General features: G+C 70.2%; 18 protein-coding genes. 15 read left to right on the forward strand and 3 right to left on the reverse strand.

Annotated features, from left to right (window positions below; translation table 11 throughout):
* Positions 1-71: 71 nt before the first annotated feature.
* The 10 genes from secY to truA all read left to right on the forward strand — a co-directional run bounded on the left by secY (position 72) and on the right by truA (position 7,372).
* A complete protein-coding gene (gene secY, locus ACGFZL_RS07175; protein ID WP_355167625.1) occupies positions 72-1,385 on the forward strand; it encodes a preprotein translocase subunit SecY in 1,314 nt (437 codons plus the stop codon).
* Positions 1,385-2,038 (forward strand): adenylate kinase, encoded by a 654-nt coding sequence (locus tag ACGFZL_RS07180; protein ID WP_393689951.1) that lies wholly within the window; start codon positions 1,385-1,387, stop codon positions 2,036-2,038. The genes secY and ACGFZL_RS07180 overlap by 1 nt, the downstream gene beginning before the upstream one ends.
* Before the next feature lie 126 nt (positions 2,039-2,164).
* Entirely contained in the window at positions 2,165-3,001 is an 837-nt protein-coding gene (gene map / locus ACGFZL_RS07185; RefSeq protein WP_355167629.1) for a type I methionyl aminopeptidase, read from the forward strand.
* 150 nt (positions 3,002-3,151) lie between these two features.
* Positions 3,152-3,373 carry a translation initiation factor IF-1 gene (gene infA, locus ACGFZL_RS07190; protein WP_003948620.1) on the forward strand — a complete coding sequence of 74 codons (222 nt, stop codon included), beginning with the start codon at positions 3,152-3,154 and terminating at the stop codon, positions 3,371-3,373.
* A gap of 60 nt (positions 3,374-3,433) precedes the next feature.
* On the forward strand, positions 3,434-3,547 hold the full coding sequence (gene rpmJ, locus ACGFZL_RS07195; protein ID WP_003974245.1) for a 50S ribosomal protein L36: 114 nt from the start codon (positions 3,434-3,436) through the stop codon (positions 3,545-3,547).
* A 191-nt stretch (positions 3,548-3,738) separates the two neighbouring features.
* Entirely contained in the window at positions 3,739-4,119 is a 381-nt protein-coding gene (gene rpsM / locus ACGFZL_RS07200; protein ID WP_006140893.1) for a 30S ribosomal protein S13, read from the forward strand.
* A 64-nt stretch (positions 4,120-4,183) separates the two neighbouring features.
* On the forward strand, positions 4,184-4,588 hold the full coding sequence (gene rpsK / locus ACGFZL_RS07205; RefSeq protein ID WP_003956432.1) for a 30S ribosomal protein S11: 405 nt from the start codon (positions 4,184-4,186) through the stop codon (positions 4,586-4,588).
* Positions 4,589-4,701: 113 nt separating this feature from the next.
* Positions 4,702-5,724: a DNA-directed RNA polymerase subunit alpha gene (locus ACGFZL_RS07210; RefSeq protein WP_003966937.1), complete on the forward strand. Its 1,023-nt coding sequence runs from the start codon at positions 4,702-4,704 to the stop codon at positions 5,722-5,724.
* A 183-nt stretch (positions 5,725-5,907) separates the two neighbouring features.
* On the forward strand, positions 5,908-6,375 hold the full coding sequence (gene rplQ, locus ACGFZL_RS07215; RefSeq protein WP_393689952.1) for a 50S ribosomal protein L17: 468 nt from the start codon (positions 5,908-5,910) through the stop codon (positions 6,373-6,375).
* A gap of 139 nt (positions 6,376-6,514) precedes the next feature.
* Positions 6,515-7,372, forward strand: coding sequence for a tRNA pseudouridine(38-40) synthase TruA (gene truA / locus ACGFZL_RS07220; RefSeq protein WP_393689953.1), 858 nt, complete (start codon positions 6,515-6,517; stop codon positions 7,370-7,372).
* A gap of 15 nt (positions 7,373-7,387) precedes the next feature.
* Here the strand turns inward: truA and ACGFZL_RS07225 are convergent, their stop codons facing one another.
* A complete protein-coding gene (locus tag ACGFZL_RS07225; RefSeq protein WP_393689954.1) occupies positions 7,388-8,155 on the reverse strand; it encodes a hypothetical protein in 768 nt (255 codons plus the stop codon).
* 295 nt (positions 8,156-8,450) lie between these two features.
* Between ACGFZL_RS07225 and ACGFZL_RS07230 the strand changes: the two genes are divergently transcribed.
* Complete coding sequence (locus ACGFZL_RS07230; RefSeq protein WP_393689955.1) at positions 8,451-9,539, forward strand: NlpC/P60 family protein; 1,089 nt, start codon at positions 8,451-8,453, stop codon at positions 9,537-9,539.
* A 48-nt stretch (positions 9,540-9,587) separates the two neighbouring features.
* On the opposite strand, the gene ACGFZL_RS07235 is transcribed toward ACGFZL_RS07230, so the two are convergent.
* Complete coding sequence (locus tag ACGFZL_RS07235; RefSeq protein ID WP_393689956.1) at positions 9,588-10,472, reverse strand: hypothetical protein; 885 nt, start codon at positions 10,470-10,472, stop codon at positions 9,588-9,590.
* 74 nt (positions 10,473-10,546) lie between these two features.
* Between ACGFZL_RS07235 and ACGFZL_RS07240 the strand changes: the two genes are divergently transcribed.
* The 4 genes from ACGFZL_RS07240 (at position 10,547) to glmM (ending at position 14,495) form a co-directional block, all read left to right on the forward strand.
* Entirely contained in the window at positions 10,547-11,743 is a 1,197-nt protein-coding gene (locus ACGFZL_RS07240; protein ID WP_393689957.1) for a glycosyltransferase 87 family protein, read from the forward strand.
* 207 nt (positions 11,744-11,950) lie between these two features.
* Positions 11,951-12,394 (forward strand): 50S ribosomal protein L13, encoded by a 444-nt coding sequence (gene rplM / locus ACGFZL_RS07245; RefSeq protein ID WP_064729367.1) that lies wholly within the window; start codon positions 11,951-11,953, stop codon positions 12,392-12,394.
* Positions 12,395-12,436: 42 nt separating this feature from the next.
* Complete coding sequence (gene rpsI, locus ACGFZL_RS07250; RefSeq protein ID WP_355167644.1) at positions 12,437-12,949, forward strand: 30S ribosomal protein S9; 513 nt, start codon at positions 12,437-12,439, stop codon at positions 12,947-12,949.
* Between the two features lie 187 nt (positions 12,950-13,136).
* Positions 13,137-14,495, forward strand: a complete 1,359-nt coding sequence (gene glmM, locus ACGFZL_RS07255) for a phosphoglucosamine mutase (RefSeq protein WP_393689958.1) — start codon at positions 13,137-13,139, stop codon at positions 14,493-14,495.
* Between the two features lie 107 nt (positions 14,496-14,602).
* Here the strand turns inward: glmM and coaA are convergent, their stop codons facing one another.
* Entirely contained in the window at positions 14,603-15,592 is a 990-nt protein-coding gene (coaA, locus tag ACGFZL_RS07260; protein ID WP_393689959.1) for a type I pantothenate kinase, read from the reverse strand.
* Positions 15,593-15,638 lie beyond the last annotated feature (46 nt).

Below are 15,638 nucleotides of genomic sequence, written 5' to 3' on the forward strand. Positions count from 1 at the left end.
CATTTCAGTCGTCAGTCGAACCTCAAGACCGTCACCCTTGCCGCAGTAGCGCGGGGGTCGCAGGAGGCACCGTGCTCACCGCGTTCGCCCGGGCGTTCAAGACGCCCGACCTGCGCAAGAAGCTCCTCTTCACGCTCGGCATCATCGTGGTCTACCGCCTGGGGACCCACATCCCGATCCCCGGCGTCGACTACAAGAACGTCCAGGAGTGCGTGGACCAGGCGTCCGGCAACCAGGGCCTCTTCGGTCTGGTCAACATGTTCAGCGGCGGCGCCCTGCTGCAGATCACGGTCTTCGCGCTCGGCATCATGCCGTACATCACCGCGAGCATCATCCTTCAGCTGCTGACCGTGGTGATCCCCCGCCTGGAGGCCCTGAAGAAGGAGGGCCAGGCGGGTACCGCGAAGATCACGCAGTACACCCGGTACCTGACCATGGCGCTCGCCATCCTCCAGGGCACAGGGCTGGTGGCCACCGCCCGCAGCGGCGCCCTGTTCTCCGGCTGCACCGTCGCCGGGCAGATCGTGCCGGACCAGGCGATCTTCACCACCGTCACCATGGTCATCTGCATGACCGCCGGCACCGCCCTGGTGATGTGGCTCGGTGAGCTGATCACCGACCGCGGCATCGGCAACGGCATGTCGATCCTGATGTTCATCTCGATCGCCGCGACCTTCCCGTCCGCGCTCTGGGCGATCAAGAAGCAGGGCTCGCTGGCCGACGGCTGGATCGAGTTCGGCACCGTGATCCTCGTCGGCCTGGTCATGGTCGGCCTGGTGGTCTTCGTGGAGCAGGCCCAGCGCCGCATCCCGGTGCAGTACGCGAAGCGGATGATCGGCCGCCGCTCCTACGGCGGCACCTCGACCTACATCCCGCTCAAGGTCAACCAGGCGGGTGTGATCCCGGTCATCTTCGCCTCGTCGCTGCTCTACATCCCGGCGCTGATCGTCCAGTTCTCCAACTCCCAGGCGGGTTGGGCGGCCTGGATCACGAAGAACCTCGCCAACACGGCGGCCACCCCGCACATCATCCTGTACTTCTTCCTCATCGTGTTCTTCGCGTTCTTCTACGTGGCGATCTCCTTCAACCCCGAGGAAGTCGCGGACAACATGAAGAAGTATGGTGGCTTCATCCCGGGCATCCGGGCTGGCCGACCGACCGCTGAGTATCTGAGCTACGTACTCAACCGGATCACCTGGCCGGGTTCGCTGTATCTGGGCCTGATCGCTCTCGTCCCGACAATGGCGTTGGCTGGTTTCGGGGCAAACCAGAACTTCCCCTTCGGCGGCACCAGCATCCTGATCATCGTGGGTGTCGGTCTGGAGACGGTGAAGCAGATCGAGAGTCAGCTCCAGCAGCGCAATTACGAAGGGTTCCTCCGCTGATGCGAATCGTCCTCGTCGGGCCGCCTGGCGCCGGAAAGGGTACGCAGGCGACCCGCCTTGCCGAGACGCTGCACATCCCGCACATCTCCACGGGTGACCTGTTCCGCGCCAACATCAGCCAGCAGACCGAGCTCGGCAAGCTCGCCAAGTCCTACATGGACGCCGGCAACCTCGTCCCGGACGAGGTGACCATCGGCATGGCGAAGGACCGCATGGAGCAGCCGGACGCCGAGGGCGGTTTCCTGCTCGACGGCTTCCCGCGCAACGTCTCCCAGGCGGAGGCGCTGGACGAGCTGCTCGAGACCGAGAACATGCAGCTCGACGCGGTGCTCGACCTGGAGGCCCCCGAGGACGAGGTGGTCAAGCGCATCGCCGGCCGCCGCGTGTGCCGCAACGAGTCGGCGCACGTCTTCCACGTCACGTACAACGCGCCGGCCGTCGAGGGCGTCTGCGACGTCTGCGGCGGCGAGCTGTACCAGCGGGACGACGACTCCGAGGAGACGGTCCGCAAGCGGCTGGAGGTCTACCACACGCAGACCGAGCCGATCATCGACTACTACAAGGCGCAGGGCCTGGTCGTCACCATCTCGGCGATGGGCCCGGTGGGCGAGGTCACCGCCCGCGCGCTCGAGGCGCTCAAGCGCGACCAGTAGTCACCGTTCGATCCGCCCGGCAGCAGCCGCGGTCCTGCTCAGGGGCCGCGGCTGAGCTGTGGGTGGCCGTATTGTTGTAAGGCGTGTTGGAAGCGTCCGTCGTCCCCCTGAAAGGCCGCAGCCCCCATGGTGCAGATCAAGACCCCCGAGCAGATCGCGAAGATGCGCGAGGCGGGGCTGGTCGTCGCCGCCATCCACGCGGCCACCCGTGAGGCGGCGGTGCCCGGCGCCACCACCAACGACCTGGACCAGGTCGCCCGCAAGGTCCTCGCCGACCACGGCGCCAAGCCGAACTTCCTGAACTACGGCGGCTTCCCGGCGACCATCTGCACCTCCGTGAACGAGGTCGTCGTCCACGGCATCCCCTCCGACGACGTGGTCCTCAAGGACGGCGACGTCATCTCCATCGACTGCGGCGCGATCATCGACGGCTGGCACGGCGACGCCGCGTACACCGCCTTCGTCGGCTCCGGCCACGCCCCCGAGCTGATCGAGCTGTCCCGGGTGACCGAGGAGTCGATGTGGGCCGGCATCGCGGCCATGAAGCAGGGCAACCGCCTGGTGGACATCTCCCGGGCCATCGAGACGTACATCCGCCGCCAGCCGAAGCCGGGCGGCGGCAAGTACGGGATCATCGAGGACTACGGCGGCCACGGCATCGGCACCGAGATGCACATGGACCCCCACCTCCTGAACTACGTCGAGCGCCGCCGCGGCAAGGGCCCCAAGCTGGTCCCCGGCTTCTGCCTGGCCATCGAGCCGATGGTCTCCCTGGGCACCCCCCGCACGAAGGTCCTGGACGACGAGTGGACGGTCATCACGACCGACGGCACCTGGTCCTCCCACTGGGAGCACTCCATCGCCCTCACCGAGGCGGGGCCGCTGGTCCTCACGTCGCCCGACGGGGGCAAGGCCAAACTGGCCGAGCTGGGTGTGGTGGCGGCGCCGGATCCGTTGGCATAACGATCGCCCTCTCGGGGCAGACTTCCTCGTTTCGCCTTTTGCCATGCCCTGACGTAGACTGACTCGTCGGCTCTCGTGCACCCGCATGTCCGCATGTCGCTCATGTGGCGTAGGGGAGTCGATCAAGGTAGTCGATTCGAAGGGCGAAGCGTGGCCAAGAAGCAAGGTGCCATCGAGATCGAGGGCACTGTCGTCGAGTCTCTTCCGAACGCCATGTTCAAGGTCGAGCTCCAGAACGGCCACCAGGTCCTGGCACACATCAGCGGCAAGATGCGCATGCACTACATCCGCATCCTCCCTGACGACCGGGTCGTGGTGGAGCTGTCTCCGTACGACCTGACGCGTGGCCGGATCGTCTACCGGTACAAGTAGATCTTGCCCGCGCCCCGGGCCCGCCCGGTGCGATGGCACTGACCCGGAGAACCTCACCCCATGAAGGTCAAGCCGAGCGTCAAGAAGATCTGCGACAAGTGCAGGGTGATCCGCCGTCACGGCCGGGTCATGGTCATCTGCGACAACCCGCGCCACAAGCAGCGCCAGGGCTGACGCAGGACCTCCCTCCGCGATTCGCAGTACTTCGCGCGACGCGAGCTGAATTGTTCATACGCAGGACCCGGACGCAGCACGGCTGTGTCCGACACCCCCGGTCTCGGAGGCTGGGGACCCGGCACGTACCTCATACGGCGGCCGGGGAGCGGTCTTGTGGAAGACCTCCGACAACTAACTGGAGCCATTGAATGGCACGCGTTTCCGGTGTTGACATCCCGCGCGAAAAGCGCGTGGAGATCGCCCTCACCTACGTGTTCGGCATCGGCCGGACCCTCTCGCAGCAGACGCTCGCCGCCACCGGCGTGGACCCGAACACCCGTGTTCGGGACCTCTCCGAGGAGCAGCTCGTCGCGATCCGCGAGTTCGTCGACAACAACATCAAGACCGAGGGTGACCTCCGTCGCGAGATCCAGGCCGACATCCGCCGCAAGGTCGAGATCGGCACCTACCAGGGTCTCCGTCACCGTCGCGGTCTGCCCGTCCGCGGTCAGCGCACCAGCACCAACGCGCGTACCCGCAAGGGCCCGCGTCGCGCCATCGCCGGCAAGAAGAAGCCGGGCAAGAAGTAGTCCGCAGCGGACTGATGACCACGGTCTTCGCTGTAGGACCGACCACCTCCCGTAGGAGAACGACATGCCCCCCAAGGGACGTCAGGGCGCTGCCAAGAAGGTGCGCCGCAAGGAAAAGAAGAACGTCGCTCACGGCCACGCGCACATCAAGAGCACGTTCAACAACACCATCGTGTCGATCACGGACCCGTCCGGCAACGTGATCTCCTGGGCCTCCGCCGGCCACGTCGGCTTCAAGGGCTCCCGGAAGTCCACGCCGTTCGCCGCGCAGATGGCCGCCGAGTCGGCTGCCCGCCGCGCTCAGGAGCACGGCATGCGCAAGGTCGACGTGTTCGTCAAGGGCCCGGGCTCCGGTCGTGAGACCGCGATCCGCTCCCTCCAGGCGACCGGTCTCGAGGTCGGCTCCATCCAGGACGTCACCCCGACCCCGCACAACGGCTGCCGGCCGCCCAAGCGCCGCCGCGTCTGATCTTGTTCGGCGGTTTCGGGCGGTACGGCTCCGTGTAGGTGCCGTACCGCCCGTACCCTTGTAGTACAAGTCGGGCGTCAAATAGCGGGCGCCCCTGACTGAAGGATCACCACATGCTGATCGCTCAGCGTCCCTCGTTGACCGAAGAGGTCGTCGACGAGTTCCGCTCCCGGTTCGTCATCGAGCCGCTGGAGCCGGGCTTCGGCTACACCCTCGGCAACTCCCTCCGCCGCACCCTCCTGTCGTCGATCCCCGGCGCTGCTGTCACCAGCATCCGCATCGACGGCGTCCTGCACGAGTTCACCACCGTGCCGGGCGTCAAGGAGGACGTCACCGACCTGATCCTCAACATCAAGCAGCTGGTCGTCTCCTCGGAGCACGACGAGCCGGTCGTGATGTACCTGCGCAAGCAGGGCCCGGGTCTGGTCACCGCCGCCGACATCGCGCCGCCGGCCGGTGTCGAGGTGCACAACCCCGACCTCGTCCTCGCCACGCTCAACGGCAAGGGCAAGCTGGAGATGGAGCTGACCGTCGAGCGCGGTCGCGGCTATGTCTCCGCGGTGCAGAACAAGCAGGTGGGTCAGGAGATCGGGCGCATCCCGGTCGACTCGATCTACTCGCCGGTCCTCAAGGTCACGTACAAGGTCGAGGCCACGCGTGTCGAGCAGCGCACCGACTTCGACAAGCTGATCGTCGACGTCGAGACCAAGCAGGCCATGCGGCCGCGCGACGCCATGGCGTCCGCCGGCAAGACGCTGGTCGAGCTGTTCGGCCTCGCCCGTGAGCTGAACATCGACGCCGAGGGCATCGACATGGGTCCGTCCCCGACGGACGCCGCGCTCGCGGCCGATCTGGCGCTGCCGATCGAGGAGCTGGAGCTCACCGTTCGGTCGTACAACTGCCTCAAGCGCGAGGGCATCCACTCCGTGGGTGAGCTCGTCGCCCGTTCCGAGGCGGACCTGCTCGACATCCGCAACTTCGGTGCGAAGTCGATCGACGAGGTCAAGGCGAAGCTCGCGGGCATGGGCCTGGCGCTGAAGGACTCGCCTCCCGGGTTCGACCCGACCGCCGCCGCGGACGCCTTCGGCGCGGACGACGACGCGGACGCCGGGTTCGTGGAGACCGAGCAGTACTAAGAGCTCGGGCCGCACGGTCCGAGTTCGGGTGCGGGTGCGCTGTGGCTGGTCGCGCAGTTCCCCGCGCCCCTTCCGAGCACGGCCCCTTCGGGGCCTGTGCTCGGATCTCCGACGGACGGCCGTCCGCTCGGATACTGACCCCGGTACCTAGTACGGCCGGGGCAGACACCTAGGAGAAACACCATGCCGAAGCCCACCAAGGGTGCCCGTCTGGGCGGCAGCGCCGCGCACGAGAAGCTCCTCCTCGCCAACCTGGCGAAGAGCCTCTTCGAGCACGGCCGCATCACCACCACCGAGGCGAAGGCGCGTCGGCTGCGCCCCTACGCCGAGCGTCTGGTCACCAAGGCGAAGAAGGGCGACCTTCACAACCGCCGTCAGGTGCTCCAGGTGATCACGGACAAGAGCATCGTGCACACGCTGTTCACCGAGATCGGCCCGCGCTACGAGAACCGTCCGGGTGGCTACACCCGTATCACCAAGATCGGTAACCGCCGTGGCGACAACGCGCCCATGGCTGTCATCGAGCTGGTCGAGGCGCTGACGGTTGCGCAGCAGGCCACCGGCGAGGCCGAGGCCGCGACGAAGCGTTCCGCCAAGGACGCGGAGGCGCCGGCCGCTGAGGCTCCGGCCGAGGAGTCGAAGGACGCGTAAGCGTCTGGTGGGTGCTGTGTGAGGGCGGCTGCGGCTTCGTCGTGGCTTGTCGCGCAGTTCCCCGCGCCCCTTGAGGGCGTTGCGGGTCCGTTCCTTTTCAGGGGCGGGCCCGCTTCTCTTTACCTGAGAGGAGCTGTGGGTGAGTGATGAAGTGCGGCCGGGGCATGTTCGGATCCGGCTCGATCTGTCCTACGACGGCGGGGCGTTTCATGGGTGGGCCAAGCAGGCCGGTGGGAAGCGGACCGTGCAGGGGGAGATCGAGGACGCGCTGCGGACCGTCACGCGGGCCGGGGAGCGGGCGTACGAGCTGACCGTGGCCGGGCGGACCGATGCCGGGGTGCATGCGCGGGGGCAGGTGGCGCACGTCGATCTGCCGGTCGAGGTGTGGGAGGAGCACCGGGAGAAGCTGCTGAAGCGGCTTGCCGGGCGGCTGGACAGGGACGTGCGGGTGTGGGCGCTCAGCGAGGCGCCGGCGGGGTTCAACGCGCGGTTCTCGGCGGTGTGGCGGCGGTACGCGTACCGGGTGACGGACAACCCCGGGGGCGTCGACCCGCTGCTGCGCGGGCACGTGCTGTGGCACGACTGGCCGCTGGACGTGGACGCCATGAACGAGGCCGCGCGGGCGCTGCTCGGCGAGCACGACTTCGCCGCGTACTGCAAGCGCCGCGAGGGGGCCACCACCATCCGGACGCTTCAAGAGCTGAGCCTGGTGCGCGGGGCGGACGGGGTGGTCACGGCGACCGTCCGGGCCGACGCCTTCTGCCACAACATGGTGCGCTCGCTGATCGGGGCGCTGCTCTTTGTGGGGGACGGGCATCGGGGGCCGGAGTGGCCCGGGAAGGTGCTGGCCGCGGGCGTGCGGGACTCCGCCGTGCACGTGGTGCGGCCGCACGGGCTGACCCTGGAGGAGGTCGGCTACCCGGCCGACGAGCTGCTGGCCGCGCGGAACAAGGAGGCGCGGAACAAGCGGGTCCTGCCGGGTGGCGGCTGCTGCTGAGGCGGCGGGCTCGGGTCAGTCGTGGGCCCAGGTGGTGAGGAGGCCGGCCACGGCGGTCGCGGCCTCGTCGGCGTCCCGTCCGTCGCGGGCCTCGGGGGCGAGTTCCAGGTGGACGAAGGTCGCGTGGCGGCGCTGGGCCGCCTGGCCCTGCACGTTGGTCTTCCCCTCCAGCGGGCAGCGCGCCGCCCAGCCCCGGCAGACCCGCAGCCCGTCCGCCGCCATCCGGTCGGCCAGGGCGACGACCTCGCCGGGGGCGCTCTGGGCGACGCCGGTGGAGAGCAGGACGTCGTACTTCTCGGCGGCCGACTCGGCGAAGCCGTGCAGCTGGATGCCGGGGACGCCGCGGTCCGCGAGCTGCACGGCGATGGTGTGGAAGGCGCTGTCCTCGCGGTGGGCGACGTCCGCCGCGCCGTCGCCGCCCGCCTGGCGGTGGGCGCCGGCCAGCACCAGCGCGCCGCCGGGAGTGCCCTCGAGCAGGCGGACGCCGAGCGCCTCGGTGTGCTGGTCGAAGACGGGGTGCGGCACCTGCGCGCTCCAGCGGACCGGGGAGTCGGCGGTCAGGTAGAGGCGGCCCCAGCGGCTGCTGTCGCCCGTACCGGAGGCCGCGATCTCGTCGTAGCGCCGGCCGCTGTCGGTGTCGGTGAGCCGGGTGACGCGCAGACCGATCGGGTCGAGCAGCCGCTGGGCCCCCTGGGCGTCCCCCTGGAGCAGGCGTCCCACGGCCCGGCCCAGCCGGTCCCGCTGCTGCTCGGAGGGCGGCGTGTAGGGGCCGTCGGGTCCCATGTGCGCGGTGTACGACAGGATGCGGGCGCGGAGGTCCACCAACTCCCGGCTTTTGTCGTTCGATTGGGCCGGGGAATCCGCCTGACAGCCGGACGTTGCCAGGAGGACAGCCAAAAGACCGAAAGCGCACACAAAGTGTGAAGCGATCGTTATGGCGCGGGCTGAATGCGCCGCAACTCGAGTGTGACACTGCTTCGGTGACATCACGTAAGTCTCTCCCCATCGGTCGTGGTCCAGCGCTCATCCTGGCGCCCACCGTCTGAGAAGCCGGCCGACACCGACCGAGGAGCGAACCATGGCAGCCAGGACGAAGAAGCGGAAGACGGGACCGGCCGTCACCGGCTCGGTGGTGCTGGCCTTCGTCGCGATCTGCGGTTACCTCGCGCTGGAGCCGCGCGACCAGGAGCCGCCCGGGGCCACCGACGTGCGCAACGTCGGTGAGCCGAACAGTACCCGCGGCACGGGCGGCGGGCCCGCCGACAAGGGCGGAACGACCTGGTCCCGGCTGGCCGGTCCGGCGCGCTCGGTGCTGCGCGACGGCGACGGCCGGATCGTGGCCGTGTTCACCGACGGGGCCCGCACCGCGACCCTCACCGGACCGGCCCGCACCTTCCAGGAGCCGGCCTCGACCCCCTCCAAGGTCTCCACCACGGACTGGGTCCGGCTCATGCCCGAGCCCTGGAAGGCGGGCGCCGAGAAGGAGCGGTGGTTCGGGAAGTGGTACGCCGAGTACCGGGACAGCAAGGAGGACGACCTGTTCGCGTACGCCTTCCAGTACGTGGCGGGCGCCCCGCGGAAGAAGGACGCGCAGGGCGTCGCCTACGCCGGTGACGCCAACTTCGGCCCGCTGAACACCACCGGCGCCGAGGGCGGCGACCTGCGTCTCGAGCAGTCCGACTTCTACGACTACCTCGGCATGACCTACCCGTTCCGGGACGGCACGGTCGGGCAGCCGGAGACGATGCGCGCGCGGTCCCTGGACTGCTCCGGCTTCATCCGCATGGTGCTCGGCTACCGCGCCCGCTACCCGCTGATGGCCTCGGACGACGCCGGCGACGGCCTGCCCCGCACCGCCAACGGCATGGCCCGCTCGAAGCGGGGCGTCGACGTGCTGCCGCTCACCGGGGTGGGCGCCGACAGCCGGCCGGCCGCCATAGACCAGCTGCAACCCGGCGACCTGGTCTTCTTCAAGCTCGACACCCGCACCGGGCAGCGCCTGGACCACGTGGGCATGGTCCTCGGCCACGACACCGAGGGGCACCTGATCTTCGTCTCCAGCCGCGAGGAGGTCAACGGCCCCACCATCGGCGACGTCGGCGGCAGCTCCCGCCTGGACGGCGACGGCTACTACGCCAGGACGCTGCGCAGCGCGAAGCGCCTGTGACGCACCGGCGTCCGGCGCCCGGCCGGCGGGGGAGTCGGTGGGGGCCGCTCAGCCCAGGGCCGCCGCCGACGCCTGGGCCTCGCCGCGGCGGCGTATCTGGCGGAAGGCGAACTCGGCGAGATCGTCGCCGGTGCGGAAGACCGGGGTGGACTTCGTCGTGACGTCCTTGCCGTTGGTGAAGCCGGTCAGGGTGAAGTAGGTGTAGCGGCCGTAGCTGTTGGTGGTGTTGCGGCAGACCGCGCCCTCGCAGAAGCGCTTGACGCCGCCGCCGGTCAGCGGCCGGATCATGCTCGCGTTGTCGGTCTGCTTCCGGGCCGCGCTCGCGCGGGCCGCGGTGTCGAAGACGGCGACGCCGACCGTGACGGCCATGTCGCCCTTGGTGTAGGTCACGCGTATCAGGCGGGTGCAGCCGCCCGCCTTGAGGGCCTTGGGCAGCGACTTCTGGGCGGCGGAGGCGCAGTCGCGGGTGTCCGCGGTGGGCCCCTTCTTGTACACCGTCTCGCCCATGGTCAGCTGGGTGCCCGGGAAGAGCAGGTCCGGGCCGAGCGGGGCCTTGTCCTTGGCGGCGCTGGAGACGAAGTCCTTGGGGTCCAGCGGCGGCGGCGCGCTGGTCGGCTGGAAGGACGGGGCGGCGGGCGACTCGCTGGGGATGTCCGCCGAGGTCGACAACTGGGAGGACGGGGTGTCGGACGCCTCACCTGAGCCGTCCGACGACACCACGGCCGCCGCGACCGCGCCGGCGACGGCCACCGCGGCCAGCGCGCCGCCGCCGACGAACAGCAGTCGGCGCCGCTTGGCGCGGGCCTCGGACGCCTCGGCGAGCGCGGCCCAGTCCGGGGTGCCGCCGTCGCCGCCGCTGTTCCACGAGGGCTGCTGCGAGTGTGGTTTCCAGGGATCCCACTGGGAGTCGGGTCCCCCCTGCCCAAAGCTCATGGCCCGCATCTTAGACGGGACATGACGCGCGCTGGTCCGCCTGTGGACGGCCGTGAACGCCTAGCGTTCCTCCCATGCGGACGGGCAAAAGCGACATCTTCGGGTGGTTGGTGCGGCCGGCGGACCGGCGGCTGTGGACGGTGCTCGCGGTGGTGCTCGCGGCATCCGCGCTGCGTACGGCGCGGGCGGCCGGGGACGGCGGGATGGACAACGCGATCGTCGTGCGGGCCGCCCGGAGCTGGCTGGCCGGCGGCGATCCGTACGACGATCCGCACTTCCTCTACTTCCCGAGCGCCGTCCTCGCCGCCGCCCCGCAGGCGCTGCTGCCGGGGGCGGTACTGCGGGTCCTGGTGCCCTGCGCGGTGACCGCGTTGCTAGTCCTGGGCTGGGCGGCGGCGCTGCGGCTGCACCGGGTGCCGCTGGGCAGCCGCTTCGCGGCGCTGGGGCTGCTCGGCCTCGCCGCGGGCTTCGCGCCCTTCGGGCACCTGGTGCGGCTGGGCAACTGGACGGTCACGGCGGCGGCGGCCCTGCCGCTCGCCCTGCTCCTGGCGAGCCGGGGGCGCTGGACGGCGGCGGGCGCGGTGATCGGCGCGGCCGTGGCGCTGAAGCCGCTGCTCGCGCCGGTGCTGCTGCTGTTCCTGTTCGCCGGCCGGTGGCGGGCCCTGGCGGCGGCCGTCCTCATCCCGGCCTGCGCGTCCGGCGCCGCGGCCCTGCTGCTGCCCGACCCGGCCGGCTTCCTCACCCGCACCCTGCCCTTCCTGCTGCACGGCGACGACGGCTTCGTCCGCCTCTACGAGGCGTCCCCGGCGGCCGTGCTGCCCCGGCTCGGGGTGCCGCTGTCCCTCGCGCGGGCGCTGGGGGTGCTGGCGGCCGGGGCGGGGGTGCTGTGCGCCTACCGGCGCTGGCGGCGCAGCGACCCAGGACCGCTGCGGCTCGCCGAGACCGGCGCGGGGCTGATGCTCTCGGCGTTCCTGGTCTCGCGCCCGTCCTACGACCACTACCTCCTGGTCGTGCTGCCGCTGCTGCTCGCCGGGCTGCCGTACGCCGGCTCGGTGGCCCGGCGGCCCTGGTTCTGGATCGCCCTGGTGCCCCAGCTGCCCGGCCTGGGCTGGCCCTGGCTGGAGACGGACCGGCGCCGGGCCTTCCGGGACGCGTTCACGCTGTGCGCGCTGGCGGTGACGGTGGCCCGGCGGGGCGTGGCCGGTTCCGCCGTACCGGTGACGGCCGGGGAGCGGCCCGCGCCCGCCCCGTCCCCCGCGGCACCGTTTTGACCCGGCCGCCGCGCCCCGGGTACTCTGCACAGCTGTATGTGTATTGGCTTGCTCATTCTCACGTGAGGGGCCCTTACACCGGTCCACCGGGACCGATGACCAGCGATCTGCACGCGGTATGCGTCACCGCGGTGCGGTCAGGGCTGTCGTGATCGTCTTCGGTGACCTTGTCAGGACCATTCACTGAAGAAGCGAAGGCTACGAACCGTGCGTACGTACAGCCCCAAGCCCGGCGATGTGACGCGCCAGTGGCACGTCATCGACGCCCAGGACGTCGTCCTGGGTCGTCTGGCCACCACGGCCGCGTCCATCCTCCGCGGCAAGCACAAGCCGATCTACGCGCCCCACGTCGACACCGGTGACTTCGTCATCATCATCAACGCCGACAAGGTGCACCTCTCCGGCAACAAGCGGACCCAGAAGATGGCGTACCGCCACTCCGGCTACCCGGGCGGTCTGCGCTCCGTGCGCTACGACGAGCTGCTGGACAAGAACCCGGAGAAGGCAATCGAGAAGGCCGTCAAGGGCATGCTCCCCAAGAACTCCCTGGGCCGTCAGATGCTCTCGAAGCTGAAGGTCTACAAGGGTGACCAGCACCCGCACGGCGCGCAGCAGCCGCAGCCGTTCGAGATCACCCAGGTCGCGCAGTAACTCCGGCCACCCCCTAAGACTGAAGAGAATCTGAGGAGCATCGTGGCCGAGACCACTGCCGAGCAGCCGCTCGAAGAGATCGACATCGACAGCTACACCACCGAGTCCGAGGTCCCCGTCGAGGGCGAGTACACCTCGGAGTCCATGGCCTCCCGCTTCGGCGAGCCGCAGCCGGCCGCCGGCCTGGGCCGCCGCAAGAACGCCATCGCCCGTGTCCGGATCGTCCCGGGCACCGGCAAGTGGAAGATCAACGGCCGCACCCTCGAGGACTACTTCCCGAACAAGGTGCACCAGCAGGAAGTCAACGAGCCCTTCAAGGTGCTCGAGCTGGACGACCGCTACGACGTCATCGCCCGCATCGCCGGCGGCGGCGTCTCCGGCCAGGCCGGTGCGCTCCGTCTCGGTGTCGCCCGCGCGCTGAACGAGGCCGACGTGGACAACAACCGCGGCGCCCTCAAGAAGGCCGGCTTCCTCAAGCGCGACGACCGCGCGGTCGAGCGCAAGAAGGCCGGTCTGAAGAAGGCCCGCAAGGCCCCGCAGTACAGCAAGCGCTAAGCTTCGCTGCCTGCACGTACTCCGAACGCCCCGGCGGCACGCCACAGTGCTGCCGGGGCGTTCGTTTATCCCGGCCGCCAGGCGTATAACGACACAAGACGCTCAGAAGCTCAGCCGGTCATGGGCTCATGTGTTCACGCGTTCATGGGCTCGTGTGCTCGGAACTGACGTTTCCTCAGGAGGACAAGTGGGACGACTCTTCGGCACGGACGGCGTACGCGGTGTCGCCAACGCGGATCTCACGGCCGAGCTGGCGCTCGGTCTCTCCGTCGCCGCGGCGCACGTGCTGGCCGAGGCGGGCACCTTCGCCGGGCACCGGCCCACCGCCGTGGTCGGCCGGGACCCGCGCGCCTCCGGGGAGTTCCTGGAGGCCGCCGTGGTCGCGGGCCTGGCCAGCGCCGGTGTGGACGTGCTGCGGGTCGGCGTGCTGCCCACCCCCGCGGTCGCCCACCTCACCGGCGCGCTCGGCGCCGACCTCGGCGTGATGCTCTCCGCCAGCCACAACGCGATGCCCGACAACGGGGTCAAGTTCTTCGCCCGCGGCGGGCACAAGCTCGCCGACGAGCTGGAGGACCGCATCGAGTCCGTCTACGAGGAGCACCGCACCGGCGCGCCCTGGGACCGGCCGACCGGCGCGGGCGTCGGGCGGGTGCGGGACTACGACCAGGGGCTCGACCAGTACGTCGCCCACCTCGTCGGGGTGCTGCCCAACCGGCTCGACGGCCTGAAGATCGTCCTGGACGAGGCGCACGGGGCGGCCCACCGGGTGTCCCCGGAGGCGTTCCTGCGGGCCGGGGCCGAGCTGGTCACCATCGGTGCGGCGCCCGACGGCCTCAACATCAACGACGGCTGCGGCTCCACCCACCTCGACCTGCTCAAGGCGGCGGTCCTGGAGCACGGGGCCGACCTCGGCATCGCGCACGACGGGGACGCCGACCGGTGCCTCGCCGTGGACCACACCGGCGAGGAGGTGGACGGCGACCAGATCCTCGCCGTGCTGGCCCTCGCGATGCGGGAGCGGTCCGTGCTGCGCGCGGACACCGTCGTCGCCACGGTCATGTCCAACCTGGGGTTCAAGCTGGCCATGGAGCGGGAGGGCATCCGGTTCGTGCAGACCGGGGTCGGGGACCGGTATGTGCTGGAGGAGATGAAGGCCAGGGGCTACGCGCTGGGTGGCGAGCAGTCCGGGCACGTGATCATCCTCGACCACGCGACGACGGGTGACGGGACGCTGACCGGGCTGATGCTGGCCGCGCGGGTCGCGCAGACGGGGCGGTCCCTGCGGGACCTCGCGTCCGTGATGGAGCGGCTGCCGCAGGTGCTGGTGAATGTGCCGGACGTGGACAAGTCCCGGGTGACGACGTCTGCGGAGCTGGCCTCGGCGGTGGGGGAGGCCGAGCGGGAGCTGGGCTCCACGGGGCGTGTTCTGCTCCGGCCCTCGGGTACGGAGCCGCTCGTCCGCGTCATGGTCGAGGCCGCCGACATCGAACAGGCCCGCACGGTGGCCGGCCGCCTGGCCGACGCGGTGAAGTCGGCGCTGGGCTGAGTGGCCGGGGGCGTGGCGCAGCTCGGCGCGACGAGGTGCCGCTGCGCCCACCCGTGCCGCCCCAGCGGCACGACTGCCCGCAGCTGGGTTGGTCCGGCTCCCCGGTTTTACAGCTTGCGTAGGCTCAGTTTTTGGACCTTGTGGTCCGGGCCCTTGCGGAGGATCAGGGTGGCTCGGCCGCGCGTGGGGGCGACGTTCTCCACCAGGTTCGGCCTGTTGATCGTGCGCCACGTCGTGCGGGCGTAGTCGAGGGCCTCCTCCTCCGACACCTGCGTGTACTTGCGGAAGTAGGACGAGGGGTTCTGGAACGCCGTCGCCCGCAGTTTCCGGAACCGCCGGAGGTACCACCGCTCGATGTCCTCCGTGCGCGCGTCCACGTACACGCTGAAGTCGAAGTAGTCGGCCAGCCCCACCCGCGTGCGGCCGTCCTTGCCCGGCAGCGCCGGCTGGAGGACGTTCAGGCCCTCGACGATCAGGATGTCGGGGCGGCGTACGACCAGCTGCTCGTCCGGGACGATGTCGTAGATGAGGTGGGAGTACACCGGCGCCGTCACCTCCGCCTTGCCGGCCTTGATGTCGGCGACGAACCGGGTCAGCGCCCGCCGGTCGTAGGACTCGGGGAAGCCCTTGCGGGACATCAGGCCCCGCGCCTCCAGCTCCCGGGTCGGCAGCAGGAAGCCGTCCGTGGTGACCAGCTCGACGCGCGGGTGCTCGGGCCAGCGCGAGAGCAGCGCCTGGAGCAGCCGGGCGACGGTGGACTTGCCGACCGCGACCGAGCCGGCCACCCCGATGACGAAGGGCGTGCCGGACTGCGAGCCGCCCTCGCCGAGGAAGGTGTTCAGCGCCCCGCGCAGGCCGTCGGTGGCGCCGACGTAGAGGTTGAGCAGCCGGGACAGCGGGAGGTAGATGTCCCGCACCTCGTCGAGGTCGATGACGTCGCCGAGGCCGCGCAGCTTCTCCACCTCCTCGGCGGTGAGCGGCAGCGGCGTCTTGTCGCGCAGCGCGCTCCACTCGGCGCGGGTGAGGTCGACGTAGGGAGTCGCCTCCGGCCGCTGCCGGTGGGCGCTCCGGGGTATCGAGGGGACCGGAGAGATCACAGTCCATTGTTAACGGAGTGCGAACGCGGCGGCAGGTGGGGTACGT

The sequence above is a fragment of the Streptomyces sp. NPDC048182 genome (assembly GCF_043202555.1).
GTDB lineage: Bacteria > Actinomycetota > Actinomycetes > Streptomycetales > Streptomycetaceae > Streptomyces.